At 73.0% G+C, this 25,222-nt stretch carries 23 protein-coding genes and 1 pseudogene; 16 read left to right on the forward strand and 8 right to left on the reverse strand.

Features of this window, described 5'->3' with window-relative positions:
* Positions 1-2: 2 nt before the first annotated feature.
* A complete protein-coding gene (locus tag OG861_RS07255; protein WP_329199341.1) occupies positions 3-611 on the reverse strand; it encodes a (2Fe-2S)-binding protein in 609 nt (202 codons plus the stop codon).
* Positions 612-613: 2 nt separating this feature from the next.
* Positions 614-1,510 (reverse strand): FAD binding domain-containing protein, encoded by an 897-nt coding sequence (locus tag OG861_RS07260; RefSeq protein ID WP_330261515.1) that lies wholly within the window; start codon positions 1,508-1,510, stop codon positions 614-616.
* Between the two features lie 253 nt (positions 1,511-1,763).
* Between OG861_RS07260 and OG861_RS07265 the strand changes: the two genes are divergently transcribed.
* Together OG861_RS07265 and OG861_RS07270 are read left to right on the forward strand one after the other, a co-directional pair.
* The gene (locus OG861_RS07265) at positions 1,764-3,440 is read left to right on the forward strand and encodes a PucR family transcriptional regulator (RefSeq protein ID WP_329199338.1); all 1,677 of its coding nucleotides are present in this window, start codon (positions 1,764-1,766) and stop codon (positions 3,438-3,440) included.
* Between the two features lie 198 nt (positions 3,441-3,638).
* A complete protein-coding gene (locus tag OG861_RS07270; protein WP_329199337.1) occupies positions 3,639-4,412 on the forward strand; it encodes a hypothetical protein in 774 nt (257 codons plus the stop codon).
* 340 nt (positions 4,413-4,752) lie between these two features.
* Here OG861_RS07270 and OG861_RS07275 read toward each other — a convergent pair whose 3' ends face one another.
* Complete coding sequence (locus OG861_RS07275) at positions 4,753-5,448, reverse strand: GntR family transcriptional regulator (RefSeq protein ID WP_443056651.1); 696 nt, start codon at positions 5,446-5,448, stop codon at positions 4,753-4,755.
* Between the two features lie 130 nt (positions 5,449-5,578).
* On the opposite strand from OG861_RS07275, the gene OG861_RS07280 reads away from it, so the two are divergent.
* Both OG861_RS07280 and OG861_RS07285 read left to right on the forward strand, forming a co-directional pair.
* Positions 5,579-6,418 (forward strand): (2Fe-2S)-binding protein, encoded by an 840-nt coding sequence (locus OG861_RS07280; protein WP_330261516.1) that lies wholly within the window; start codon positions 5,579-5,581, stop codon positions 6,416-6,418.
* Positions 6,419-6,653: 235 nt separating this feature from the next.
* Entirely contained in the window at positions 6,654-7,712 is a 1,059-nt protein-coding gene (locus OG861_RS07285) for a DUF2637 domain-containing protein (protein WP_330261517.1), read from the forward strand.
* Positions 7,713-7,767: 55 nt separating this feature from the next.
* On the opposite strand, the pseudogene OG861_RS07290 reads toward OG861_RS07285, so the two are convergent.
* The 3 genes and pseudogenes from OG861_RS07290 to OG861_RS07300 all read right to left on the reverse strand — a co-directional run bounded on the left by OG861_RS07290 (position 7,768) and on the right by OG861_RS07300 (position 11,447).
* Positions 7,768-8,071: pseudogene (locus tag OG861_RS07290) on the reverse strand (ATP-binding protein).
* 268 nt (positions 8,072-8,339) lie between these two features.
* A complete protein-coding gene (locus OG861_RS07295) occupies positions 8,340-10,082 on the reverse strand; it encodes a pyruvate dehydrogenase (protein ID WP_329199332.1) in 1,743 nt (580 codons plus the stop codon).
* Between the two features lie 66 nt (positions 10,083-10,148).
* Positions 10,149-11,447: a protein phosphatase 2C domain-containing protein gene (locus OG861_RS07300; RefSeq protein WP_330261518.1), complete on the reverse strand. Its 1,299-nt coding sequence runs from the start codon at positions 11,445-11,447 to the stop codon at positions 10,149-10,151.
* Between the two features lie 338 nt (positions 11,448-11,785).
* Here OG861_RS07300 and OG861_RS07305 point away from each other — a divergent pair, with 338 nt between their 5' ends.
* Positions 11,786-12,763, forward strand: coding sequence for a helix-turn-helix domain-containing protein (locus OG861_RS07305; RefSeq protein ID WP_329202531.1), 978 nt, complete (start codon positions 11,786-11,788; stop codon positions 12,761-12,763).
* A 130-nt stretch (positions 12,764-12,893) separates the two neighbouring features.
* A complete protein-coding gene (locus OG861_RS07310; RefSeq protein WP_330261519.1) occupies positions 12,894-13,286 on the forward strand; it encodes a PPOX class F420-dependent oxidoreductase in 393 nt (130 codons plus the stop codon).
* A gap of 108 nt (positions 13,287-13,394) precedes the next feature.
* On the opposite strand, the gene rsgA is transcribed toward OG861_RS07310, so the two are convergent.
* On the reverse strand, positions 13,395-14,495 hold the full coding sequence (gene rsgA / locus OG861_RS07315) for a ribosome small subunit-dependent GTPase A (RefSeq protein WP_330261520.1): 1,101 nt from the start codon (positions 14,493-14,495) through the stop codon (positions 13,395-13,397).
* A 343-nt stretch (positions 14,496-14,838) separates the two neighbouring features.
* Positions 14,839-15,963: a YihY/virulence factor BrkB family protein gene (locus tag OG861_RS07320; protein WP_329199328.1), complete on the reverse strand. Its 1,125-nt coding sequence runs from the start codon at positions 15,961-15,963 to the stop codon at positions 14,839-14,841.
* Positions 15,964-15,980: 17 nt separating this feature from the next.
* Here OG861_RS07320 and OG861_RS07325 point away from each other — a divergent pair, with 17 nt between their 5' ends.
* The 10 genes from OG861_RS07325 (at position 15,981) to cysD (ending at position 25,222) form a co-directional block, all read left to right on the forward strand.
* Complete coding sequence (locus OG861_RS07325; protein WP_330261521.1) at positions 15,981-17,624, forward strand: acyl-CoA dehydrogenase family protein; 1,644 nt, start codon at positions 15,981-15,983, stop codon at positions 17,622-17,624.
* Positions 17,625-18,015: 391 nt separating this feature from the next.
* Positions 18,016-19,290, forward strand: coding sequence for a GAF domain-containing protein (locus OG861_RS07330; RefSeq protein WP_330261961.1), 1,275 nt, complete (start codon positions 18,016-18,018; stop codon positions 19,288-19,290).
* Positions 19,291-19,303: 13 nt separating this feature from the next.
* Complete coding sequence (locus tag OG861_RS07335; protein WP_330261522.1) at positions 19,304-19,867, forward strand: GNAT family N-acetyltransferase; 564 nt, start codon at positions 19,304-19,306, stop codon at positions 19,865-19,867.
* Positions 19,868-19,961: 94 nt separating this feature from the next.
* Positions 19,962-20,669, forward strand: coding sequence for a hypothetical protein (locus OG861_RS07340; RefSeq protein ID WP_330261523.1), 708 nt, complete (start codon positions 19,962-19,964; stop codon positions 20,667-20,669).
* Between the two features lie 132 nt (positions 20,670-20,801).
* Entirely contained in the window at positions 20,802-20,885 is an 84-nt protein-coding gene (locus tag OG861_RS07345; RefSeq protein ID WP_312847410.1) for a putative leader peptide, read from the forward strand.
* Between the two features lie 222 nt (positions 20,886-21,107).
* Entirely contained in the window at positions 21,108-22,820 is a 1,713-nt protein-coding gene (locus tag OG861_RS07350) for a nitrite/sulfite reductase (protein WP_329199321.1), read from the forward strand.
* Positions 22,817-22,996 carry a hypothetical protein gene (locus OG861_RS07355; protein WP_329199319.1) on the forward strand — a complete coding sequence of 60 codons (180 nt, stop codon included), beginning with the start codon at positions 22,817-22,819 and terminating at the stop codon, positions 22,994-22,996. The genes OG861_RS07350 and OG861_RS07355 overlap by 4 nt, the downstream gene beginning before the upstream one ends.
* On the forward strand, positions 22,993-23,709 hold the full coding sequence (locus OG861_RS07360) for a phosphoadenylyl-sulfate reductase (protein WP_329199317.1): 717 nt from the start codon (positions 22,993-22,995) through the stop codon (positions 23,707-23,709). The genes OG861_RS07355 and OG861_RS07360 overlap by 4 nt, the downstream gene beginning before the upstream one ends.
* A gap of 35 nt (positions 23,710-23,744) precedes the next feature.
* Positions 23,745-24,290, forward strand: coding sequence for an adenylyl-sulfate kinase (gene cysC, locus OG861_RS07365; protein WP_329202528.1), 546 nt, complete (start codon positions 23,745-23,747; stop codon positions 24,288-24,290).
* Complete coding sequence (gene cysD, locus OG861_RS07370) at positions 24,287-25,222, forward strand: sulfate adenylyltransferase subunit CysD (RefSeq protein ID WP_329199315.1); 936 nt, start codon at positions 24,287-24,289, stop codon at positions 25,220-25,222. Before cysC ends, cysD begins: the two co-directional genes overlap by 4 nt.

The following is a 25,222-nucleotide window of genomic DNA, read 5'->3' on the forward strand; positions in this document are numbered from 1 at the left end:
GGTCAGACCGCCTCTCCCTGACGGGCGGCCGCCAGGCGGACCGCGTCGAGGATCTTCTCGTAGCCCGTGCAGCGGCAGAGGTTGCCGGACAGGGCCTCGCGGATGTCCTGGTCGGACGGCGAGCTGTTCTGCTCCAGCAGCGCGTCGGCCTGCACCAGCAGACCCGGGGTGCAGAAGCCGCACTGCACGGCGCCCGCGTCGATGAACGCCTGCTGGACGGTGGAGAGCTCCGCGCCCTCGCCGGTCCGGGAGTCGGCGCCCTTGGCGGACCACTGCCTGGCCTCGTCCAGGGTGACGCCGCCCTTGCCGCCGCAAGCGCCGCCGGTGCCGCAGCCACCACCGTGGCCGTGCGCCTCGCGCTGCTTGGCGAACTCCGCCAGGCCTTCGACGGTCACGACGTCGCGGCCCTCGACCTGGCCGGCGGCCACCAGACACGAACAGACCGGCACGCCGTCCAGACGGACGGTGCAGGAACCGCACTCGCCCTGCTCACAGGCGTTCTTCGAACCGGGCAGGCCCAGGCGCTCGCGCAGGACGTACAGGAGGGACTCGCCTTCCCAGACGTCGTCCGCTTCCTGCTGCCGGCCGTTGACCGTGAAATTGACGCGCATGATTACGCAGCCCCTTCGAGCGAGCGGCCGTTGCCGGATCCGCGGTACTGCTCCCAGGTCCAGACGAGCTGGCGGCGAGCCATGATGCCGACCGCGTGGCGGCGGTACTTCGCCGTGCCGCGGACGTCGTCGATCGGGTTGGCCGCGCCGGAGGCCAGGTCACCGAACTGCTTGGCGATCGACGGCGTGATGACCTTGCGCGACTCCCAGAAGCCGCCCTCTTCGAGCGCTGCGTTCAAGAACTCCTCGGCGGTCTTCGCCCGGATCGGGGTCGGCGCGGCCGATCCGATTCCGGTACGGACCGTGCGGGTCCCGGGGTGCAGGGCCAGGCCGAAGGCGCAGACGGCGATGACCATCGCGTTGCGGGAGCCGACTTTGGAGTACTGCTGGGGGCCGTCCGCCTTCTTGATGTGCACGGTCTTGATGAGCTCGTCGGCGGCCAGCGCGTTGCGCTTGACGCCGGTGTAGAAGGCGTCGATCGGGATCAGACGGGAGCCGCGTACGGATTCCACCTCGACCTCCACGCCGGCCGCGAGCAGCGCGGGGTGGGCGTCACCGGCCGGCGAAGCGGTACCGAGGTTGCCGCCGACACCTCCGCGGTTGCGGATCTGCGGGGACGCGACCGTGTGCGAGGCGAGCGCGAGGCCGGGCAGCTCCGCACGGAGGTTCTCCATGATCTGGGTGTACGTGACCGATGCGCCCAGGCGCACCACGTCCTCGCCGACTTCCCACTCGCGCAGCACGGCGATGCGGTTCAGGTCGAGGAGGTGCTCCGGTCGGCGGTGGTCGAAGTTGATCTCGACCATCACGTCGGTACCACCTGCGATCGGCACAGCGGTGGGGAACTCGGCCTTGGCGGCGAGCGCCTCCTCCCAGCTGGCGGGGCGAAGGAAGTCCATGAGCGGCTCTCTTCTTCCTCATCGTGTCGTTCACTTCAAGCCAGGTGGCCCAGAGTCCCTCGACTGGTCGTTCACGTGCCGTTAACGCGGTGTGAAGCCAGTACACAAGCCGCGCGTCCCCCGGGTGCAGTCACCGAAACCATGAAGGAGTTGGCTGACGGGCTCCCTCGTCTTGTAGATTCGTATGAAAGGCAGGATGCGACGACCTGCCCGTTTTCCAACGGCAACATCGAGACAGATCGGCGGCGACATCATGCGGCTGCGCGCACTGCTGGAAACCGAGGCGCTGGGGCTGCGGCTGCTGGGCGGCGAGGAAGAACTCGACCGGACGGTCCGCGGGGTCATGACGACCGACCTGAGGGATCCCAGCCGATACCTCTCCGGAGGCGAACTTGTCCTGACCGGCCTGGCATGGCGAAAGAATTCAGCCGACTCCGAGCCTTTCGTACGAATCCTCGCGAGCGCGGGGGTCGCCGGCCTCGCGGCGGGCGAGGCGGAGCTGGGGGACATCCCCGACGACCTGGTATCGGCCTGCCTGCGCAACCGGCTGCCGCTGTTCGCCGTGAACGAAGACGTCGCCTTCGCCACCATCACCGAATACGTGGTGCGGCAGGTCTCCGGAGAGCGCGCGGGGGACTTGGCGGCCGTCGTGGACCGGCACCGCCGCCTGATGACATCGGGACCCGCCGGTGGCGGCCCCGACGTGGTGCTGGATCTGCTCACCACGGACCTCGATCTCCGGGCCTGGGTGCTCTCGCCGACCGGCCGGCAGATCGCCGGGGCGGGCGAGCCGCTGGCACCGGGCGTCTGCGCGGCGCTGGCGAGCGAGCACCTCGCGGCGGTCCGGACGGGCCGCAGGGGGCCCCACCGGATCTCGCTCCAGGGTATTACCTACTCCCTGTTCCCGATCAGAGGACACGGCCGCGGTCCGGGCGCCGTCAACCGTGACGTGCGCGAGAGCGTGCTGTCCGACTGGCTGCTGGCCGTCGAGGCCGACGCGGGCGACTGGCCCGCCGAGCGGCTCGACCTGCTCCAGGGCGTCACCCAGCTGATCGCCGTCGAGCGGGACCGGCGGGACGCGGCGCGCACCGTGCGCCGCCGGCTGGCCCAGGAAGTGCTGGAGCTGGTCCAGACGGGCGCGCCGCCCGCGGAGATCGCGGCCCGTCTGCGGGTGGCCGCGCCGGTGCTCCTGCCGGGGCTGTCCGCCGCCCCGCACTGGCAGGTCGTCGTGGCCCGGGTGGACTGGGCCGGCGGGGACATCCCGGGCGGCCCGGTGGCCCAGTCGCTGCTGGAGGAGATCCTGGTCGACCCGTCGCTCTCGGGGCCGGAGCCGTCCGACCGGATCGCGGTGGCCCATGCGGGTGACGAGGCCATCGCGCTCGTACCGCTGCCCGCGCTTCCCGGGGAGCCCGGGGAGGACAAGGGCCCCGACCGGGCGCTGCACGCCGACGAGCTGCTGACGTCCGTACGGGATCCCCTGGCGGCCGGTCTGGCCGACGACGGGCGGCTCACGCTGGGTGTCAGTGCGGCCGTGCACTCCGCCGAGGGGCTGCGCGGGGCGCTGGAGGAGGCCCGGCACGCCCGCCGGGTCGCCGCCGCCCGCCCGGGCCGGGTGTGCGCCGCCGGCCACCACGAGCTCGCCTCGCACGTCCTGCTGCTGCCCTTCGTCCCGGACGACGTCCGGCGTGCGTTCACGGCGCGGCTGCTGGACCCGCTGCGGGACTACGACCGACGCCACCGGGCCGAGCTGATCCCGACCCTGGAGGCGTTCTTGGACTGCGACGGCTCCTGGACCCGGTGCGCGACCCGGCTGCACCTGCACGTCAACACCCTGCGCTACCGGGTCGGGCGAATCGAGCAGTTGACGTCGCGCGACCTCTCCCGGCTGGAGGACAAGCTCGACTTCTTCCTGGCACTGCGCATGAGCTGAGTCGTGGCGGCCCGCCCGGCCGGTGAACCACCGGGCGGCCGCCGTACGAATCGCGCCAGGACTCCGGGTGACGGCTGACGAGCCGTCCGGACTTTGTGAAAGAGTTCACCCGACCCCTTGGCCGGAGCCGTCGATCCGTGCTCTCATTTCGCCCCAGGGCTCAACGACGTGCTGCTCGATTGCTTCGGGGAGGGCAATGTGGCGGATACCGCCATGTCCGGTGCGGGATCCACGGGGGGCGACGACCCCCTCCAGCGGGCGATATGGCGGCTGCGCTCGCGCGGCTGTTGGACCGACGCGGCGGCCCTGCTGACGCCGCACGCGGGCAGTGCGCGGGCCGCTGTGCAGCGGACCGCGCTGCTGGTCGAGCGGTGCCTGTTCACGGGACAGGGCTGGGCGGAGGCGGAGGACGCCCTGCGGATCGCGGAGGCGGTGGCCCAGGACGACGACGAGCGGGGCGCGGCGGCGTGCGAGCGGGGCCAACTGGCGTACGCGGCCACGGTGCTCGGGGTCCGGGACCGCTCGGACGAGGCGCGGTCGGCGCTGGGGCGCGCGGCGGCGCTGCTGTCCCTCGGGTCCCGGACCCGGCCGCTGCTGGACTTCCGGCGCGGTCTGGTCGCCGAGCACCTCGCGGAGGCCCCGGAGGCGGCCCGGCCGGCGTACCACCGGGCGCATGCGGGTGCTCTCGCCCACGGGGACACGCTGCTCCTGTCGTTCACGTGGCGGCACTTGGCGGCGCTGGCCCTGCGGGACGGTGAGGTGGCGGAGGCCCGCGACGGCTTCGCGGAGTCCCTGCGCATCCGAGAGGAACTCGGCTTCCTGATCGGCACGGCCCCGGCGCTGGCGGCGCTGGCCGAAGCCGAACCGGAACCGGAAGCCACTCGCCTGCGCGCGGAGGCCCGCCGCCTGTTCCACCTCCTGGGCGGCGTCCCGACATGGCTGGCGGACCAACTCACCCCCACCCCGGCCTGACCCCTGGCCGGGGACTCCGCGGGCGCCCGCATCTCGCCGCGTACCCGGCGGCGGGCCCCGCACCGCCACCGGGCCCGCGCCGACAGCGAAGCCCCCGCCAACCCCCTGGGCGGGGCCTCCTGGGGCTCCGGCAAATCCAGCCCCGCCGGCGTTTGAGGCGCAGGGCCGGCAAATCCAGCCCCGCCGGCGCTTGAGGCGCGGGGTCCGGGGCGGAGCCCCGGGGAGCCCGGCGCAGCCGGGGGCGCTTCGCGCAGCGGCGCCGCACCCGGACGGGCTCCCGGGCCGGGCGGGTGCGCAAGCCGGACTGGCTCCGGGCGGGGCCGGACAGGGCCCGGGGGCGTCAGGCCTCGGCGCCGGCGAAGTGGTCCCGGACCAGGGCTTCGACCACCCCGACCTCGCCCGCGATCAACGCGTCCAGCAGCGCCGCGTGCTCCTCCGCATCCGCCACCAGCTCCGCCCGCCGAACCCGCGGAGCGCCCGGCAGCGGCAGCATCGCCCGGCGGTGCAGCTCCTGCGTCAGCCGCACCAGCTGGTCGTTCCCCGCCAGCGACAGCACCGCCCGGTGGAACGCCCGGTCCGCCTCCCCGTACGCCGCGAGGTCACCGGCCCGCGCCGCCTCCCCCGTCGCCGCGGCCGCCGGCCGGAGCTCCGCCCACGCCGCCGCCGGTACGTCCCGCGCCAGCCTCAGCATCACGGGAACCTCCAGCAGGGCCCGTACCTCCGCGAGCTCCGCCAGCGCCTGCGGGCTGCGCCCCAGCACCCGGAACCCCCGGTTCGGCAGGCACTCCACCGCCCCTTCCAGCGCCAGCTGCTGCATCGCCTCGCGCACGGGCGTCGCGGAGACCCCGAACCGTTCCCCCAGCGCCGGGCCCGAGTAGATCTCGCCGGGTACCAGCTCGCCGTCGACCAGCGCCGCCCTCAGCGCGTCCAGCACCTGCCCGCGCACCGAATGGCGCCGTACCCGCCGTGCCTTCTGCGCGGGCACCGCCTGCATCGTCTCCTCGGCCGGCACCCGGTCGTGGGCCGTTCCGTACATCCGGTCCTCCTCCGGGTCTCGACCTGCTCAGAGAATAGGCGACACGCCCGGCCGGCTCCCGAATACGCAGCCCACCCCCGTCCAGTAAGGTAAGGCTTACCTTCTAACGATCAGCGATCGGTGTGCCGCCATGCCCCTCCAGACCCCGGCCGTCACAGCCGCCTACCGACGCCTGGCCGAGGTCCACCCCACCCTGGAGATCACCGAGGTCGGCCCCCACGAGCCGCTCCCCCGCGGTGCGGGATGGACCCGCGCCGACGAGCTCGCGGCCGGCGGCCCGGCCCTCGACGCCTACCTCGCCTGGGACACCGCCCAAGTGCTCCGGGACCACGGCCGCCCCGCCCGCCCCGACGTGGTCGCCGGATTCGGGTTCCACCGCTACGCCTGGCAGGGCTGCCTGCTGATCACCGTGCCGTGGTTCTCGCACCGCCGCGTCCCGCGCCTGGCCGGCGTGGCGTTCCACCGGAGCCCGGACCGCCTCGCCGTCCGGCTCGACGGTTTCGCCTGCCTTCCCGACGACCCGGCGGCCGCCCTCCCCGGAGCCCGGGTCGTCCCCGACGAGGACGCCCTGCGCCGGGAGGTGCGGGACGCGGTGGCCGAGCACCTCGGACCCGTGCTGGAAGGTTTCGGCCCCCGCATGCGGCGCGGCCGCCGCGCCCTGTGGGCAATGGTGACCGACGAGGTGGTCGAGGGCCTGTGGCACGTCGGCGGGCTGCTCGGCGAGGAGGAGCGGGCCAGGACCGAGCTGGAGGCGCTGCTGCCCGCATCGGCCGCGCCCTACCCCACCGGCACGGGTTTCCGTACCCTCACGGCTCCCGACGGCTCCCCGCTGCCCACGCGCGACCGGGCCGGCTGCTGCCTCTTCTACACGATCCGCCCCGAGGACACCTGCCTGACCTGCCCCCGCACCTGCGACGCGGACCGCGTCACCCGCCTCGCGGCGGCGGCCGACGGCGCCCTCGTCCCGTAACCCTCGCGACACCACGGACCCCGCAGGTGTGCCCCGAGCCCCCCAACCCACCCCTGCGGGTGATGTTGGTTCGAACGCAACTGACGTCACTTGCGCACCAGTTCGAGTCACAACACCCTATCCGGCGCGCGCCACCCCCCGAAGGCGTCCTCTTGCCCGGAAACCCGCGTGCACGGCCGGCCGGCTGCGCCACTATGACGCCGGAAGGCCGCATACGCGAGGCAAGGACATCCGCATGAGACTGACCGACATATCGCTGGACTGGCTGCTGCCCGGCGGCCTGTTGATCCTGGGCGTACTTGCGGCAGTGGCGGTGCTGGCCCGCGGCAAGCGCGAGAGCGAGAAGGCCGCGGCCGAGGACACGTGGGAGCGCAGCGAGGAGCGGCGCCGGCGCAAGGAAGCCGTCTACGGCACGGCCTCTTACGTCCTGCTGTTCTGCTGTGCGGCCGTCGCCGCCGCGCTCTCCTTCCACGGGCTGGTCGGCTTCGGCCGGCAGAACCTCAACCTGTCCGGCGGCTGGGAATACCTCGTCCCCTTCGGCCTCGACGGCGCCGCCATGTTCTGCTCGGTCCTCGCGGTCCGCGAGGCGAGCCACGGCGACGCGGCGCTCGGCTCGCGCATGCTGGTCTGGCTGTTCGCCGGCGCGGCGGCCTGGTTCAACTGGGTGCACGCGCCCCGCGGGAGCGGCCACGACGGCGCGCCGCAGTTCTTCGCGGGGATGTCGCTCTCGGCGGCCGTCCTGTTCGACCGCGCCCTCAAGCAGACCCGCCGGGCCGCGCTGCGCGAACAGGGCCTGATCCCGCGCCCGTTGCCGCAGATCCGGATGGTCCGCTGGATGCGGGCGCCCCGGGAGACCTTCGGCGCGTGGTCCCTCATGCTGCTGGAGGGGGTTCGCACCCTCGACGAGGCCGTGGACGAGGTGCGGGAGGACAAGCGCGAGAAGGAGCAGGACCGGCACCGCAGGCGCGATCAGAACCGGCTCGACCGGGCGCGCATCAAGGCGCTGGGCCGGCAGAACAGGGCTTTCGGGCGTTCGCGCGGCCACCAGGTCGAACTGCCGGGGCTGGCTCCCGGGTCGGGCTCCGCGCCGGTCGGCGCGGAGCCGGCCATATCGGAAGCGGAGCAGCTGCCCCCGCGACGCCGGCCCTCCTTGCAGGCCGTGAACGGAACCGAATCGGCTGACCCGGCCGGACCCCGCACGGTCGACCTCACCGCAGAGGACGACACCCAGACGATCCCCCGGCTCGACTCACTGGAGCGCAAGCTCAAGGACCTCGAGCAGCAATTCGGCTGACCGGGCACGACCGCGGGGCCGGTCCGGACGCGCCTGAGCGCACCCGGTCCGGCCGTCACGCGTCGAGTTCGAACCAGACCACCTTGCCCGCTCCCGGGGCCAGCGCGTCCACGCCCCAGTCGTCGGCCAGCGACTGCACCAGCACCAGTCCCCCTGCCGTGCGTACCGTCGTCGGCGGTCGGTACGTGCGGTCGGGGGCGGCGGGAGGCGTAGTCGCGGACCTCGACCCGCAGCCGGGTGTCGGCGATGCACGCGGACACCTCCGCGCCCTGTTCGGTGTGGACGAGGGCGTTGGTGACGAGTTCGGTGATCAGCAGCTCGGCCACCTCGGTGGCCTCCGCTCGGCACCGGTGGCGCATCAGCTCCCTCAGGGACTTCCGGACCTCCCCCACGGCTTTCAGGTCCGCCCGGCGAACGCTGTGGACGATCTCCGGCGCGTCCACCGCTCCGCCGCCCTCGACGGACGGCTCACGCGGCACCGGCCGCCCTCTCCTCCACTGCTTTCCGGTCTTCGCCCCCACCCGCACGGCGATGTACCTCCCCCGTGTCGCCTTTCCGAATCGACCCGTACTCTCGAACAGGTCTACGGGATGCATGCCCCCCGGGGCAATCCGCACTCCTGCGGACTCAGGGGCGCGGCAGATTGCGCAGGTTGGATCGCGCCATCTGAACCATCCGGCCCACCCCGCCGTCCAGCACGATCTTGCTGGCGGAAAGCGCGAACCCGGTCACCATTTCGGCCTTGATCCTGGGTGGGATCGACAAGGCGTTGGGGTCGGTCACGATGTCCACCAGAGCAGGCCCCTTGTGCCGGAACGCGTCCTTCAGGGCCCCCGCGAGCTGCTTGGGTTTCTCCACGCGCACCCCATAGGCGCCCGCCGCACGGGCGATGGCGGAAAAATCCGGGTTCCGGTTCGTGGTTCCGTACGCGGGCAGGCCGGAAACCATCATTTCCAGCTCGACCATTCCGAGGGACGAGTTGTTGAACAGGACTACTTTGACGGGCAGCTCGTACTGCACCAGGGTGAGGAAATCTCCCATCAGCATCGAGAACCCGCCGTCACCCGACATCGACACCACTTGACGTCCGCGGTCGGTGAACTGCGCGCCGATGGCCTGGGGGAGGGCGTTGGCCATGGAGCCGTGGCTGAAGGAGCCGATGATGCGCCGCTTGCCGTTCGGGGAAAGATAGCGTGCCGCCCACACGTTGCACATGCCCGTGTCCACGGTGAAGACGGCGTCCTCGTCCGCCAGTTCGTCGAGGACGGCGGCGACGTATTCGGGGTGGATGGGGGTGTGCTTCTCCACCTTGCGCGTGTACGCCCTGACGACGCCCTCCAGCGCGTCCGCGTGCTTCTTGAGCATCCGGTCCAGGAAGCGGCGGTCCGTCTTGGTGCGCACCCGGAGGTTCAGCACGCGCAGGGTCTCCCGCACGTCGCCCCAGACCGCCAGGTCCAACTTCGAGCGCCGACCGAGGTGTTCGGGGCGGATGTCGACCTGGACGATCTTCACGTCGTCGGGCAGGAAGGCGTTGTACGGGAAGTCGGTGCCGAGCAGGATCAGCAGGTCGCACTCGTGGGTGGCTTCGTAGGCGGCGCCGTAGCCGAGCAGCCCGCTCATCCCGACGTCGAACTCGTTGTCGTACTGGATCCACTCCTTGCCGCGCAGGGCGTGCCCCACGGGCGCCTTGACCCGCTCGGCGAACTCCATGACCTCGGCGTGCGCCCCGGCGGTGCCGCTGCCGCAGAACAGGGTGACCCGGTCCGCCCCGTCGATCAGCCGGACCAACTGCTCGATCTCGCCGTCCCCGGGCCGTACCGTCGGCCGCGCGGTGACCAGGGCGTGCTCCACCGTCTTCTCCGGGGCGGGGAGGGAGGCGATGTCGCCGGGCAGTGAGATGACGCCGACACCGCTGCGGCCGACGGCGTGCTGGATGGCGCTCTGCAGCACCCGGGGCATCTGCTTGGGGTTCGAGATCAGCTCGCTGTAGTGGCTGCACTCGGTGAACAGCCGGTCGGGGTGGGTCTCCTGGAAGTACCCGAGCCCGATCTCGCCGGAGGGGATGTGCGAGGCCAGCGCGAGCACCGGGGCCATCGAGCGGTGGGCGTCGTACAGGCCGTTGATCAGGTGCAGGTTGCCCGGACCGCAGGAGCCCGCGCAGGCGGCGAGCCGGCCGGTGATCTGGGCCTCGGCTCCGGCGGCGAAGGCGGCCGTCTCCTCGTGGCGGACCTGGATCCACTCGATGCCGTCGGTCCGGCGGATCGCGTCCACGACCGGGTTGAGGCTGTCGCCCACGACCCCGTACATCCGCCGCACTCCCGCGCGTACGAGGATGTCGACGAACTGCTCCGCCACGTTCTGCTTGGCCATGGAAGGGGCGTCCTCTCCGGTTCGGCTCTGCCGGGTCCGCCTTCCATCCACGCACGAACCGCCCCGTTACGCCTCCCAGACCGCGGCCGCCGTGCGGTCGTCGGCGTAGCCCTTGAGGCGGAGCTGGACGTCCGCGAGGAACGCCGCGAGGCCCGGCGGCTCCGCCTGCGACCAGCGGGCGGCGAGTTCGGCCGGGAGCAGGCCCTCCTCGCGCATGGGAGCCGCGAGACCACCCGAGCAGAGCAGCAGGGTGTCGCCGGGCCGGGCCACGGAGGCCCGGAAGCGGAAGCCCCCGGCCGCGTCCACCGGAGGGTGCGCGGTGTCCTCCGGTTCCAGGTCCTGCCACTGTCCGGCCCGCAGCCGGAAGAAGCCGCCCGCTCCCGCGCCGAAGCACACCCGGGTGCGGCACTGCGGATCCACCGGGAGCAGCAGCCCCCGCAGCCCGGCGGTGTAGCCCTCCTCCTCCAGCCCCAGCTCCGCCGCGTGGGCCCGCAGCCGGCCGTAACCCCGGTCGGTGAGCCGCTGGAGCCCGGAGCGCAGGGCCTCGCGGCTGCCGGCCCGGATGTCCTCGGCCAGCCGCTGCCGGCTCCGCCCGACGGCCGCCGCGACGGAGTGGCACAACTCGGCCGCGGCCTCCCGGGCCCCGGGTGCGGCCCGGTCGCCGCCCGCCAGGGCCACCAGGACCAGGGCGTCGTCACCGCTGCCGAAGCGGGCGGTCAGCAGGAAGTCCCGGCGGGCTTCGCCGCGGAACCGGGCGGAGTCCCCGCGCAGCGAGGCGGCGCGCAGGGCGTAGGTGCCGTAGCGGGCCCCCTCCAGGACGGTGTCGGGGGTGATGTCGCCCAGCCCGGCCGGGTCGGCCTCGGGCAGCGCACCCGGCTCGGCCGCGTAGGTCGGGGCCCGGTCGCCGAGGTGGCGTACGCCGGGGCGGCCGGCGGGGTCGTGGCCCGCGGCTGCGGCGAGGGGACCGGGTGGCTCCTCGGGGGCGGCGGGCCCGGCCGGCGCCGGCTCCGCCGCGGTGTCGGCGGGCGGTGCGCTCCGGCGGCGCCGCAGCGGCAGCCCCGCGGCGGGCGGATCCGGCGGGACGGGGGGCACGGTGACCTCGCCCAGGGCGTATCCGGTCGGCCCGGGGCGGCGCGGGTCGGGCGGCGGCTCCTCGGCCGGTGGTGCGGGCTCCGCCTCCCGGCGCTGTCCGGGCAGCAGGGGGCCCGGCGGGTCCGCCGCCGCGGCGGGGTCCTCGCCGTCCTTCACCAGCACCACCGCCGAGTGGTAGCGGTGGTCCAGCGTGTCGTCCGGATCGGGCTCGCCTCCCGCGCCCTGGTCCTCGTAGAGCTTCTGCCACCAGTCGTCCGCGCGCCGCTGACTCATGCGGCTATTCTCGGCCGCCCGCGCGGGCGGAAAACGCCGAATGCACGAAAGAGGCCCACCGGGCCGCCGCCCGGTGGGCCCCTCGCGTTCCCGTCGTACGGACCGGCGAATTCCGTCGTTCCGTTCGACCGTCCGGGGGTGCGGGCGCCGCCGCGACCGTGGTTCCGCCCCGATGTCGGCGGCGGGCTCCCGCTCGGCGTGGGCTCGTGGCCTGCGGATGTTCTACTTCGGTGCCCTCACCTTGGCAGAGGGCCCGGGGATGCGGCGATGATGTCGGCGGCGGGTTCGCGCCGTGGCCGCTTCCCGCCAGGAACGGTACGAAGGGGTGGGTGGACGGGTTGCTGGGTGCGATAGGCCTGGACGAGGGCCAGGAGTCGGCGTACCGCGCGCTGGTGGCGCTGGGCGCGGCGGAGGTGCCCGATCTCGCGCACCGTCTGTCGCTGCCCGTGCGGCAGACCGAGGGGGCGCTGCGGCACCTGGAACGCCACGGCCTGGCGGCGCAGTCCTCGGCCCGTCCGGGGCGTTGGGTGGCGGCCCCTCCCGGGGTGGCGCTGGGCGCGCTGCTGACCCGGCAGCGGCACGAGCTGGAGCGGGCGGAGCTGGCGGCGACGGTGCTGGCGCAGGAGTACCGGGCGGAGGCCGCCGAGCCGTCGGTGCACGACCTGGTGGAGGTGGTGACGGGCGCGAGCGCGGTCGCCCACCGCTTCGTGCAGCTCCAGCTGGGGGCGGTGGAAGAGGTGTGCGCGTTGGTCGACAGCCGCCCGGAGGTGGTGACGGGCGCGGAGAACGAGGCGGAGGAGCGGGCCGTCGTCCGGGGCGTCGCCTACCGGGTCGTCATCGAGCGGGAGGTGCTGACCCGGCCGACGGGGATCCGCGAGGCGACGACGGCGCTGGCGCGCGGCGAGCACGTCCGGGTGACGGCGAAGGTGCCGACGAAACTGCTGATCGCGGACCGGAGTCTGGCGATGGTGCCGCTGACGGCGCCGGGCGCGGAGCCGACGGCGCTGGTGGTGCACGCGTCGGGGCTGCTGGAGTCCTTGTCGGGCCTGTTCGAGGCGGTGTGGCGGGAGTCCCTGCCGCTGCGGCTGGGCGCGACGGGCTCGGCGGAGCAGTCCCTGGACACCCCGGACGCCACCGACCTGGAGATCCTGAGCCTGCTGCTGGCGGGGATGACGGACGCGAGCGTGGCGAAGCACCTGGAACTGGGACTGCGCACGGTGCAGCGCCGGGTCAAGGGGCTGATGGAACTGGCCGGGGTCACGACACGGCTGCAGCTCGGTTGGTACGCGTACGAGCGGGGCTGGGTGCCCCGCTAGGCCGTCTCTTCCGGGGTCCTGGCCGGTGTGGGCCGGGGTGCTGTGGTGGGCGTGGGTCATCGGGACGCAGAGGGGTGAGACCTGGCCGCGGCACGGTGCGGGGACCCTGCCGGGGTGCGAGGCTGCCGGTATGACGACGACGGGGTTCAAGGGTTTCAGCGAGGCGGAACTGGCGTACCTGCGCTCCCAGCGCCTGGGCAGGTTGGCGACGGTGGACCCGGACGGGCAACCGCAGGCCAACCCGGTGGGGTTCTTCCCGCAGGAGGACGGCACGGTCCTCGTCGGCGGATCGGCGATGGGCAAGACGAAGAAGTGGCGCAACCTCAAGGCGAACCCGCGGCTGTCGCTGGTCGTCGACGACCTGGTGAGCACGCGCCCGTGGCGCGTGCGCGGCATCGAGATCCGCGGCCACGCCACCTTGGAGGTCGGCACCCACGCCCTGGGCCCCCATTTCAGCCCCGAGGTCGTCCGGATCCACCCGGACCGCGTCTTCACCTGGGGACTGGACGACGCCGACGCCTGAGCCGCGGGGTCCCGGAGCGGCCCGGCGGCGCCGGGGCGTCGTCCTGGAGGAACCGCCCGACCGGTGCGGGCCGGGGCGGCGTCGTCGGCCGCCCCGGCCCGCGGACGGTCAGACCCGGCCGCCCCGCTTCGCGGAGTAGTTGGCCCGGCCCTGGGCCGTCTTCATCCGCCAGTCCCGCCGGAGTTCCGACCGGAGCCTCGCGTCCGTCTTGGCGACGATCCGCTGGTTCTCGCGCAGCAGCTTGCGGTAGCTCTCCAGCCGCCGCTCCGCCAGCGCCCCGGACTCCACCGCCGCCAGTACCGCGCACCCCGGCTCCGCGACGTGCGCGCAGTCGTGGAAACGGCAGTCGGCGGCGTAGTCCTCGATCTCCGAGAACACCTGCCCGACCCCCGACTCGGCGTCCCACAGCCCGACGCCCCGCAGCCCCGGGGTGTCGATCAGCACGCCGCCGCCGGGCAGCGCCAGCAGGTTGCGGGTCGTGGTGGTGTGGCGGCCCTTGCCGTCGACATCCCGGGCCTCCTGCACCTCCATCACCTCGGCGCCGAGCAGCGCGTTGGCCAGGGTGGACTTCCCGGCCCCGGAGACGCCCAGCAACACGCTCGTGCCGCCGGACACCACCGCTGACAGGACGTCCGTTCCCTCCCCCGTCAGGGAGGACACCGTCAGCACCTGCACGCCCGGGGCGGTGGTTTCCACGTCCTGCACCAGGTGGGCGAGCACCACCGGGTCGGGTACCAGGTCCGCCTTGGTCAGGACGACCAGCGGTTGCGCCCCCGACTCCCAGGCGAGCGCCAGGAAGCGCTCGATCCGGCCCAGGTCGAGCTCCACCGCGAGCGAGACGGCGATGACGGCGTGGTCGACGTTCGCGGCGAGGATCTGCCCCTCGGAGCGCTGCGAGGAGGTGGACCGTACGAAGGCGGTCCGGCGCGGCAGGTACGCCTTCACGTAGCGGGGGTTGCCGGCCGGCTCGACGGCGGCCCAGTCACCCGTACAGATGACCCGCAGCGGGTCGTGGGGGGTGACGAAAGCGGTGTCGGCGCGGACGGTGCCGTCCGCGGTCATGACGTCGCACTGTCCCCGGTCGACGCGTACGACCCGGCCGGGCAGCAGGCCCTGGGCCTGGTACGGGGCGAATTCGGCCGCCCACGCGTCGTCCCAGCCGAGGGCGGTGAGGGCGTGCGCGCGGGAGTGGGAAACGGAAGAAGACAAGGGGAACCCTTCACAGGGTGGCCCCGGCAGCGCGCGCTCGGCGGCGCGCGAAGAGGTGTGGGGTCAGCCGGAGGCCACGGAGGTGGCATTGACGGTCTTGCGAATGCGGGCAGCGCCCCGCGTCACGACAGTCATCAATGGACTCACCTCCGGGTCATGCACGAACTGGCCGTTCCCCGACCGGCACAACGGGTGGCGGCGGCCGGGAACGGGCTCACCGTAACAACGCCGCCGCGGCCGACGCCAACGCTTTTTCCGGCCCGTTCAAAAGGGCGGCGGCCTCACTGCTCCGGCAGGCGGGCTCCCTGCTCGCACAGCGGAGCCACTGCTCGCGCAGGCGGAGTCAGTGCTTGCGCAGCCGCGCGGAATAGTCGTCCGGCGGCAGGAAGTTCGACCAGCGTTCGGGGAACTCCGAGGGCATTCCGGCGTCCTCGTCGTCCTCGGACTCCCCCTCGGCCAGTGCCCGCCAGGCCGCCGCACGCGCGATCAGCTGGGCGGCCTCCGCCTCCCGCACCCGCTCGTTCGCCTCGCGCGCCGCCGCCGTCGCCAACGACGGCCAGACCCGGTCGATGGCGGCGTTGACGGCGGCGCCGACGAGCACGGCGAACGCCGAGACGCCGATCCACAGCAGCACGGCCACGGGCGCGGCCAGGGACCCGTAGATCGTCGGCCCCTCGACGGTGTTGGTCAGGTAGATCCGCAACAGGAACGAGCCGAGCACCCACATGGCCAGGGCCACGAGCGCGCCCGGCACGTCCTCGATCCACGGGGACCGGACCGGGACGGAGACGTGGTAGAGCGTCGTCAGGAAGACGATCGAGAGCAGCGTGACGGTCGGCCAGTACAGCACGGCGATCACTTCCGTGCTCCAGGGCACCCACCGCACCACGGCGTCGGGGCCGGCGACCATCAGGGGCAGGACGATCGCGCCGACCACGAGGGCGACCACGTACAGCAGGAACGCCAGCAGCCGGGTCTTGACGATGCCGCGCTGCCCGTCGAGGCCGTACATCACCGTGATGGTGTCGATGAAGACGTTGACTGCCCGCGATCCCGACCACAGGGCGAAGGCGAAGCCGATCGAGATGAGGTCGGGGCGGCCTCCCCGGGTCACGTCGTCCAGCATCGGTCTCGCGATCTCGTTGACGCCCCGGTCGGACAGGACGGTGCCGACCGCCCGCAGGATGTTCTCCTCGATGCTGGCGACGAACGTGCCGCCCGTCCAGCCGTCCACGTACCCGAGGAGACCGAGGAGGCCGACGAAGAGCGGCGGGAGCGAGAGGAGGGTGAAGAAGGCCGCTTCGGCGGCCAGACCGAGGATGCGGTACTCCACGCACGAGTTGACGGTGTCCTTGAGCAGCAGCCAGCCCATCTTGCGCTTGGACACGTTGCGGTAGAGCGCGCGGGCCCGGTGGAGCCGTCCCGGCCGCCCTGGGATCCGCTCGGGTGTTTCTTTTGCTGGCTGCACGTCCTTACGGTATCCGCATGGCAGCCACCACCCACACAGTGACCAATCAGGCTCCGCCCCTCGTGGGCTACGACGCGTACGCCGGCGACCGGGCCCTGTCCGAGGGCGTCGAGCGCCACCTTGCCGACGCGCCCCCCGCGCTCCTGGCGGAGGTACGGGAGGAGCTCACCTCCCTGGGTCGTGCGACCGGCTCGGAGCAGGCGCAGCTCTGGGGAGTGCAGGCGAACGCGAACCCGCCCGTGCTGCGCACGCACGACCGTTACGGGAACCGGATCGACGAGGTCGAGTTCCACCCGGCGTGGCACCGGCTGCTGGGGCACGCGGTGACCTCCGGGCTGACCGACGCGTGGGGCCGCCCGGCCGGGCACCTGCGCCGCGCGGCGGGGTTCTTCCTGTGGTCGCAGGCCGAGTCGGGGCACGGCTGCCCGATCTCGATGACCCACGCGGCGGTGCCGGCGCTGCGAACCGACCCGGAACTGGCCGCCGAGTGGGAGCCGCGGCTGACCTCGCACGTGTACGAGGAGGGTTTGCGGCCGCCCGGGGAGAAGGCCGGCGTCCTGTTCGGCATGGGCATGACGGAGAAGCAGGGCGGCAGCGACGTACGGGCGAACACGACGGTCGCCAAACCACTGGACGCGTCCGGCGAGTACGTGCTCACGGGGCACAAGTGGTTCTGCTCCGCGCCGATGTCCGACGGCTTCCTGGTGCTGGCGCAGGCCCCCGGCGGGCTGAGCTGCTTCCTGGTGCCGCGCGTGCTGGCGGACGGCACCCGCAACGCCTTCGCGATCCAGCGGCTCAAGGACAAGCTGGGCAACAAGTCGAACGCTTCGAGCGAGGTGGAGTTCGACGGGACGTGGGGGCAGCGCGTCGGCGAGGAGGGCCGGGGCGTGCGGACCATCATCGAGATGGTCGCGGCGACCCGGCTGGACTGCGTGATCGGTTCGGCCTCCCTGATGCGCCAGGCGCTGACGCAGGCCGTCCATCACGCGGAGCACCGCTCCGCTTTCGGGGCGCGGCTCATCGAGCAGCCGCTGATGCGCAACGTGCTGGCCGACCTGGCCCTGGAGTCGGAGGCCGCGACGGTGCTGACGCTGCGCCTGGCGGCCGCGTACGACGCCGGTACGGAGCAGGAACGGGCGTTCCTGCGCCTCGCGGTGCCGGCGGCCAAGTACTGGGTGACCAAGCGGTGCACGCCGATGGTGGCGGAGGCCCTGGAGTGCCTGGGCGGCAACGGCTACGTGGAGGAGTCGGGGCTGCCGCGCCTGCTGCGCGAGTCCCCGCTCAACTCGATTTGGGAGGGGTCCGGCAACGTCCAGGCCCTGGACGTGCTGCGCGCCCTCCAGAGGGAGCCGCAGGCGCTGAACGCGTTCCTCCAGGAGGTGGGGCTGGCCCGGGGCGCCGATCACCGGCTGGATGCGGCCGTCAAGGACCTGCTCACGGACCTCGCGGACCTGGAGGGCATCGAAGCGCGTGCCCGGCGGGTGGTGGAGCGGATGGCGCTGGTGCTGCAGGGGTCGCTGCTGGTGCGGTGGGCCCCGGCGGAGGTGGCGGACGCGTTCTGCGCCTCGCGCCTCGGCGGTGACTGGGGGGCGGCCTTCGGGACGCTGCCGCACAGCCTGGGCCTGGGAGCGGTGGTGGAACGGGCCCGGATCGCCGGCTGAGAGCGGGCGGTGCACTGCCCGGATCGCCGGCCGGTGCCGGCGGGTGGTGCACGGGCCCGGATCGCTGGCCGGGAGCGGTCCCCAAACCGTTCCGCGCCGGGATCCGTGCCCGCTGACCCGAGACCGGGGGCGGCGCCGCGCCGACTCGGCGCCGCCCCTGGTCCGAGAAGCCCCGAGGAAGGAGCTGTCACGCCGCTCGGCGGCGTGCCGATAGTTTCGGTCGGGCGACCGGAGGTTGGCGAGGGTTGCATACCGTTGCAACCCTTCGCCTCCGGAACCAGTCGAACCAGTAACCGGTCGAACGAGTCACGCAGTCAGCTCCTTGACTGTCCACGGGGAGGTTCCGGTGGCCGACACCGCCAGCACGGTCGATGTGGCGCGCATCTCCGCCATGGACGCGCGTGAGGCGGCGCGTCTGCTCAAGGGCGTACGGGCGGCCGCGCTGGCCGGTGACCGCCTGCCGGCCGCCCCGCGCCCGGAGATCGCCGAATCCTGGCGGCGGATGATGGCCGGCGGGGTGCACCCGGACCGCGACGCGCGCTCGCGGCTGCTGTCGGCCGCCGAGACCGAGGAACGCCGGCAGGTCTCGCCGCTGCGGGAGATCCTCCCGGTGCTGCGCGAGGGCCTGTTGCCCGCGCTGGACGAGGCCCTGCACATCATGGTCGTCGCCGACGCGGACGGGCGGCTGCTGTGGCGGGAGGGGCACTCCTCGATCCTGCGCCGGGCCGACCGGCTGGGCTTCGCGGTGGGCGCCGACTGGGCGGAGGCGGTGGTCGGCACCAACGGGGTCGGCACCTCCCTGGTGACCCGCAGGCCGGTCCAGGTGTTCTCGGCGGAGCACTTCGTCTCCAGCCACCACGACTGGACCTGCGCCGGGGCCCCCGTCCGCGACCCCAGGGACGGCCGGCTGCTGGGGGTGGTCGACGTCAGCGGACCGCTGGCCACCATGCACCCGGCGACGCTGGCCTGGGTGACCTCGGTGGCCCGGCTCGCGGAGCGCGAGCTGCGGATCCGGCACCTGGAGTCCCTGGAGCGGCTGCGGACGGTCGCCGCGCCGCTGCTGGCGCGGCTGCCGGGGCGGGCGGTGGCCGTCGACCCCCAGGGCTGGACGGCCGCCACGACGGGGCTGGCCCCGGCGGACCGGATCCCGCTGCCGAAGGGGTTCGGGCCGGGGCGCGTGTGGGTGCCGCAGCTGGGTCACTGCGCGGTGGAGCCGCTGCCGGGCGGCTGGCTGCTGCGGATCGAGGAGTCGCGTGCCGGCAGCGGGGCCGCGAGCCGGGTGGTCCTGGACCTGAGCCGGGCCGGGTCGTGGTCGGCGACCGTCTACGGCGCCGCCGGCAGCTGGTCGCTGGAGCTGAGCCCGCGCCACGCGGAGCTGCTGTTCCTGCTGGCGGAGAGCCCGCGGGGGCGCTCGGCGGCCGAGCTGGCCGCCGAGCTGTTCGGTGACCCGAGCCGGACGGTGACCGTCCGCGCGGAGATGTCCCGGGTGCGCCGCAACCTCGCCGGGGTGCTGACGCACCGGCCGTACCGCTTCGCGCAGGACGTGGAGGTGGAGCTGATCCGTCCGGCGGTCCCCGCGCAGCTGCTGCCCCATTCCACGGCGCCCGCGGTGGTGCGGGCCCGCCTGGGCGGGACGGGTGACTGGGGGCCCCGGGAGGTCATGTGATTCCCTGACCGGCATGAGCACCATCACGCTGACCACCTGGTCCCTGGAAATGACCTCGCCGCAAGACCTCGTACCGGCGGCCGGCCCCGGCCCGGAGATCACGATCGCCCGGGCGGAGGTCCCCTCGCCCGAGTTCAGCCGGTTCCTGTACGCCTCGGTGGGCGGCGACATCCACTGGACGGACCGGCTGTCGCTGACCCGCGCCGAGTGGGCGGAGCAGCTGGGGCGGCCGGGCGTGGAGACGTGGGTGGCGTACGACCGCGGTACGCCGGCGGGCTACGTCGAACTCGAACCGCAGCCCGGCGGTGACGTGGAGATCGTCTACTTCGGTCTCCTGCCGGACTTCCGCGGCCGCCGCATCGGGGGCCACCTGCTGACCGTCGGCACGGCCCGCGCGTGGGACCTCGCGCAGCGGTGGCCCGGCCTGGCGCCCACGCGCCGCGTGTGGCTGCACACCTGCAGCCAGGACGGCCCGACGGCGATGGACAACTACCTGCGCCGGGGCTTCAAGGTGTTCAGGACCGAGACGGAGGAGAAGCAGCCGACCCCGACCCCGGGTCCCTGGCCGGGGGCGTAGCCCTGGCCCGGGGTACGCGCGGCTCGGCGTGGCGCCACGGCGGCGGTCCCCGTGCGGGCGCATGCTGGACCTCCGTCGAACGTAGGCGAGGGTCATGAGTGCCGCACGTCCACCAGAGCCGGCCGACGAGGACGGCGAGCCCTCCGGGGGTGCTCAACGGCATCCCTCCGACCCCGGCCGCCGACGCGGGTTGCTGGCCCGCATGTACAGCTGGCAGGGCCTGCTGGGCACCCTGATCACCGCCGTGGCCGCGGTCGTCGTGGCGCTCATCGCCCGGACACCAGGGGAGCCGCACCCCGCACCCACCCCTTCTCCGGCCAGCGCCTCACCGACCACCCGTCCTCCGGTGACAGGGCCCGTGGTGGGCATCCATCTGACCCGGGAGCACGACGATCCCGCCGCGCCCGCGCCGGCCGTGCTCGTCGACTTCGAGGGAACGGTGACCGGGCTCGACGCCGGTTCGACGGTCTTCGCGTTGGTCCGACGGCCCGATGAGCGTTCGAGCTGGCCGGCCGCCCTCGCCGAGGTCGACCGGCGCAACGGCACGTGGAAGGCCGTGGTCCACGTGCCGCGCCCGCAGCCCCCGCTGGTCATGACGGCCGGGGTGATCTCCAGCGATTTCGGCGCCGCGCAGCCACCGGGCGTCGTCCAGCCCCCCTACGTACCCGCCCCGTCCCCCGGCGGCCCAGAGCTTGAGAGACTGCGGGAGGACGGGCCCTCGGCGGCGGGTGTCGAGACTTCGGCGCCCTTCCGGTCCGTCGCGCCCGAAACGCCCCGGCCGGCGGTTTCGGCGTCACGCTGACCGGAAACGGACGCCGGGGTTCCGGATCCGGTCGACGTGATCCACATCACCCTGTTCCACAATTCGAGACCACATCGTCCGAATCCTGGACACTAGTGGACTCCTCCAATCGGCCCGTGCCACGCTTCCGCCATGAATGGAGCTGGAATTGCCTTGGTGAGTCGGCGGCACGTCGACCTCGGCCGCATGTCCAGCGCCATCTGTCCGGCGCGCTGACCGAACCAGCAACCGCCGCACATCGCCGCCGTCCCCGCTGCCGCGGACGCGTCGACCCCGAGGCCGTACGGCCTCCGCCAGCCCCCTGACGGCTGAAATCCGCCCTGCCCGCCGGCACAACCGGCCACGGCGCGGCCATCAGCCACACCCGCTCAGCGTGCAGGGGTCACGCCGCCGCTCCCCCTGCCCCTGCCTTGAGCCGCCGAAGAAGGACGTACCGCCATGGCCGCCACCCCCGAAACGCCCGCAGCCGCCGCGCCCGCGGCCGCAGCCGCGCGCCGCAAGAGCGGCCGTCACCGCGGTGAGGGCCAGTGGGCCGTCGGACACCACACCCCCCTCAACGGCAACGAGCAGTTCAAAAAGGACGACGACGGTCTCAACGTGCGGACACGCATCGAGACGATCTACTCCAAGACCGGCTTCGACTCCATCGACCCCAACGACCTGCGCGGCCGGATGCGCTGGTGGGGCCTCTACACCCAGCGCAAGCCCGGGATCGACGGCGGCAAGACCGCGATCTTGGAGCCGGAGGAGCTGGACGACAAGTACTTCATGCTGCGCGTCCGCATCGACGGCGGGCGGCTGACCACCGGGCAGCTGCGCGTCATCGGCGAGATCTCCGAGGAGTTCGCCCGCGGCACCGCCGACCTCACGGACCGGCAGAACGTGCAGTACCACTGGATCCGGATCGAGGACGTCCCGGAGATCTGGCGCCGTCTGGAGGCCGTGGGCCTCTCGACCACCGAGGCCTGCGGTGACACCCCCCGCGTCATCCTCGGCTCGCCCGTCGCCGGCATCGCCGAGGACGAGATCATCGACGGCACGCCCGCCATCGACGAGATCCAGCGCCGCATCGTGGGCAACCCGGCCTTCTCCAACCTGCCCCGCAAGTTCAAGTCCGCGGTCTCCGGCTCTCCGCTGCTCGATGTGGCGCACGAGATCAACGACGTCGCGTTCGTCGGCGTGAACCACCCCGAGCACGGCCCCGGCTTCGACGTGTGGGTCGGCGGCGGCCTCTCCACCAACCCCAAGCTCGGCGTGCGCCTGGGCACCTGGGTCTCGCTGGACGAGGTCCCGGACGTCTACGAGGGCGTCATCTCGGTGTTCCGCGACTACGGCTACCGCCGCCTGCGCACCCGCGCCCGCTTGAAGTTCCTCGTCGCCGACTGGGGCGCGGCCAAGTTCCGCCAGGTGCTGGAGGACGAGTACCTCAAGCGGCAGCTCACCGACGGCCCGGCACCCGAGCAGCCCTCCGGCCAGTGGCGCGACCACGTCGGCGTGCACCGGCAGCAGGACGGCCGGTTCTACGTGGGCTTCGCCCCCCGGGTCGGCCGCGTCGACGGGGCCACCCTGACCAAGATCGCGGACGTGGCCGAGCAGCACGGCTCCGGCCGCCTGCGCACCACCGCCGAGCAGAAGATGATCGTGCTGGACATCGACGAGGACCGGGTCGACTCCGTGGTCGAGGCCCTGGAGGCGCTGGACCTGCGGGTCAAGCCGTCCCCGTTCCGCCGCGGCACGATGGCCTGCACCGGCATCGAGTTCTGCAAGCTGGCCATCGTCGAGACCAAGGCGCGCGGCGCCTCGCTCATCGACGAGCTCGAACGCCGGCTGCCGGACTTCGCCGAGCCGCTCACCATCAACATCAACGGCTGCCCGAACGCGTGCGCGCGTATCCAGGTGGCGGACATCGGTCTCAAGGGGCAGCTGGTCCTCGACGAGAACGGCAACCAGGTCGAGGGCTACCAGGTCCACCTCGGCGGCGCGCTCGGCCTGGAGGCCGGCTTCGGCCGCAAGGTCCGCGGCCTCAAGGTCACCTCGGCGGGCCTGCCGGACTACGTGGAGCGGGTCGTCACGCGCTTCCAGGAGCAGCGCGAGGACGGCGAGCGCTTCGCCGCCTGGGTCGGCCGCGCGAGCGACGAGAGCCTGTCATGAGCGAGCGCGCCGCACCGTTCTACTGCCCGTACTGCGGCGACGAGGACCTGTTCCCCCACGAGGCGGGTCACGGCGCCTGGGAATGCAGGGCCTGCAACCGGGCCTTCCAGCTGAGGTACCTCGGGCTGCTCGCCCGGGGTGTTCAGTCCGACGGGCCCGGAGGGGAAGCGATATGACGACGACTCGGGAAACGGCGACGCAGGACGCCGGGGACCTCAGGGCACTGGCCGAGCAGGCGGGCCGCGACCTCGAGGACGCCTCGGCGCTGGAGATCCTCACCTGGGCCGCCGAGACCTTCGGGAAGAAGTTCGCCGTCACCTCCTCGATGGAGGACGCGGTCGTCGCCCACCTGGCGTCCCGCGCCTTCCCGGGCGTGGACGTGGTCTTCCTCGACACCGGCTACCACTTCGAGGAGACCATCGGCACCCGCGACGCGGTCGAGGCCGTGATGGACGTCAACGTCATCACCCTCACCCCGCGCCAGAGCGTCGCCGAGCAGGACGCCCAGTACGGCCCGAAGCTGCACGACCGGGACCCGGACCTGTGCTGCGCGCTGCGCAAGGTCAAGCCGCTGGAAGAGGGCTTGAGCGCGTACCAGGCGTGGGCGACGGGCCTGCGCCGCGACGAGTCCCCGACCCGGGCGAACACCCCCGTGGTCGGCTGGGACGAGAAGCGGCAGAAGGTCAAGATCTCGCCGATCGCCCGCTGGACGCAGGACGACGTGGACGCGTACGTCGCGGAGCACGGCGTACTGACCAACCCGCTGCTGATGGACGGCTACGCCTCCGTCGGCTGCGCCCCCTGCACCCGCCGCGTGGCGGAGGGCGAGGACGCGCGGGCCGGCCGCTGGGCCGGGCGGGCCAAGACCGAGTGCGGACTGCACGGCTGATGACCGACATCGAAGAACCGACGGAGACGAGAACGATGAGCGTGAGCGACCAGGGCGCCACCGTGTGGCTGACCGGGCTGCCGAGCGCGGGCAAGACCACCATCGCGTACGCGCTGGCCGAGCGGCTGCGGGCCGAGGGCCACCGCGTGGAGGTCCTCGACGGCGACGAGATCCGCGAGTTCCTCTCCGCCGGCCTGGGTTTCAGCCGGGAGGACCGGCACACGAACGTGCAGCGGATCGGTTTCGTCGCCGAACTGCTCGCCAGCAACGGCGTCAAGGCGCTGGTGCCGGTGATCGCGCCGTTCGCCGACAGCCGGGAGGCCGTCGCGAAGCGGCACGCCGCCGCGGGCACCGCCTACCTGGAGGTCCACGTGGCCACCCCGGTCGAGGTCTGCTCCGAGCGGGATGTGAAGGGCCTGTACGCCAAGCAGGCGGCGGGCGAGATCTCCGGTCTGACCGGGGTCGACGACCCGTACGAGGCTCCGGACTCCCCGGACCTGCGGATCGAGTCGCACACGCAGTCCGTGCAGGAGTCGGCTTCGGCCCTGTACGCGCTGCTCACCGAGAGGGGTCTGGCATGACGACCGTCGCCCACCTGCACGAGGGGACCGACGCTCCCTACGCGCTGTCGCACCTGGACGCCCTCGAATCGGAGGCCGTGCACATCTTCCGCGAGGTGGCGGGCGAGTTCGAGAAGCCGGTGATCCTCTTCTCCGGCGGCAAGGACTCCATCGTCATGCTGCACCTGGCGCTCAAGGCGTTCGCGCCCGCGCCGGTGCCGTTCACGCTGCTGCACGTCGACACGGGCCACAACTTCCCCGAGGTGCTGGAGTACCGGGACCGCACGGTCGAGAAGCACGGCCTGCGCCTGCACGTGGCCTCCGTCCAGGAGTACATCGACGCCGGCAAGCTGCGTGAGCGCCCGGACGGCACCCGCAACCCGCTCCAGACCGTTCCGCTGACCGAGGCGATCCAGCAGCTGGGGTTCGACGCCGTCTTCGGCGGCGGCCGCCGCGACGAGGAGAAGGCCCGCGCCAAGGAGCGCGTCTTCTCCCTGCGCGACGAGTTCTCCCAGTGGGACCCGCGCCGCCAGCGCCCCGAGCTGTGGCAGCTCTACAACGGCCGCCACGCACCGGGCGAGCACGTGCGCGTGTTCCCGCTGTCGAACTGGACCGAGCTGGACGTGTGGCAGTACATCGCCCGCGAGGGCATCGAGCTGCCGCAGATCTACTTCGCCCACGAGCGCGAGGTGTTCAAGCGGAGCGGCATGTGGCTGACGGCCGGCGAATGGGGCGGCCCCAAGGAGGGCGAGACGACGGAGAAGCGTCTCATCCGCTACCGCACCGTCGGTGACATGTCCTGCACCGGTGCCGTCGACTCCGACGCCACCACGCTGGACGCCGTGATCACCGAAATCGCCGCCTCCCGCCTCACCGAACGGGGCGCGACCCGCGCCGACGACAAGATGTCCGAGGCCGCGATGGAAGACCGCAAGCGCGAAGGGTACTTCTAG

Source organism: Streptomyces sp. NBC_00539 (genome assembly GCF_036346105.1).
Lineage (GTDB): Bacteria > Actinomycetota > Actinomycetes > Streptomycetales > Streptomycetaceae > Streptomyces.